Annotated in this window: 6 tRNA genes; all 6 read right to left on the minus strand. The window is 54.3% G+C overall.

The annotated features are described in order from the left end of the window. Positions 1-2: 2 nt before the first annotated feature. The 6 genes from GD002_RS17600 to GD002_RS17625 all read right to left on the minus strand — a co-directional run bounded on the left by GD002_RS17600 (position 3) and on the right by GD002_RS17625 (position 534). Positions 3-78 (minus strand) — tRNA-Ala (locus GD002_RS17600). Positions 79-85: 7 nt separating this feature from the next. Next, positions 86-162: transfer RNA gene (locus tag GD002_RS17605), tRNA-Pro, on the minus strand. Between the two features lie 23 nt (positions 163-185). Beyond that, a tRNA-Arg gene (locus tag GD002_RS17610) sits at positions 186-262 on the minus strand. An 11-nt stretch (positions 263-273) separates the two neighbouring features. Further along, positions 274-362 (minus strand) — tRNA-Leu (locus GD002_RS17615). A gap of 11 nt (positions 363-373) precedes the next feature. Continuing rightward, positions 374-445, minus strand: a tRNA-Gly gene (locus GD002_RS17620). Positions 446-452: 7 nt separating this feature from the next. After that, positions 453-534: transfer RNA gene (locus tag GD002_RS17625), tRNA-Leu, on the minus strand. Positions 535-632 lie beyond the last annotated feature (98 nt).

Raw genomic sequence — 632 nt, forward strand, 5'->3', positions numbered from 1 at the left:
ATTGGTGGAGCCTAGCGGGATCGAACCGCTGACCTCCTGCGTGCAAGGCAGGCGCTCTCCCAGCTGAGCTAAGGCCCCATATAAGTGGTCGGGAAGACAGGATTCGAACCTGCGACCCCTTGGTCCCAAACCAAGTGCTCTACCAAGCTGAGCTACTTCCCGACTATGTATGGAATGAGTAAATATGGCGCGCCCGGCAGGAGTCGAACCCACAACCTTCTGATCCGTAGTCAGACGCTCTATCCAATTGAGCTACGGGCGCATAAATATAAATGGTGCCGAGAACCGGAATCGAACCGGTACGGTAGTCACCTACCGCAGGATTTTAAGTCCTGTGCGTCTGCCAGTTCCGCCACCCCGGCAAGAGTGAAAAAGCGGAAGACGGGATTCGAACCCGCGACCCCGACCTTGGCAAGGTCGTATTCTACCACTGAACTACTTCCGCAATAAAGTGCGGGTGAAGGGAGTCGAACCCCCACGCCCGAAGGCACTAGATCCTAAGTCTAGCGTGTCTGCCAGTTCCACCACACCCGCAATATGTTGGCAATTGCCAATAAAAGTGGTGAGCCGTACAGGATTCGAACCTGTGACCCTCTGATTAAAAGTCAGATGCTCTACCAACTGAGCTAACG

The sequence above is a fragment of the Sporosarcina obsidiansis genome, from assembly GCF_009651005.1.
GTDB lineage: Bacteria > Bacillota > Bacilli > Bacillales_A > Planococcaceae > Sporosarcina > Sporosarcina obsidiansis.